A 294-nucleotide genomic window follows, 5' to 3' on the forward strand; every position below is an offset into this window, starting at 1 on the left:
AGCGTGCAGGCCCAGTCGGCCGGCAACGTGCTCGTGGTGGTCCTGTGCATCGCCCTCGACCGGCCGCTCGGCGTCGCGCAGGCGGGCGTCACCGCGGCGATGTTCGCCGCCGGCGGTCTCTGGGCGACCTTCCTGGCCCTGGTCATCTGGCGGCTGCACCCGTACCGACCGGCCCACCGGGCGGTGGCGGGGGTCTGGCACAACCTCGCCCGGCTCTGCGGCGACCTCGAGCGGCTCGTCGCCCTGCCGGAGCCCGCCACGGCCGCCTTCGACGGCCACGCGCGGGGCCACCGC

General features: G+C 77.2%; 1 pseudogene. It reads left to right on the forward strand.

Annotation, left to right across the window (positions count from 1 at the left end):
- Positions 1-294: pseudogene (locus tag ACLBX8_RS32040) on the forward strand (FUSC family protein); the annotation flags it as partial.

It is taken from the genome of Methylobacterium sp. D48H, assembly GCF_053345715.1.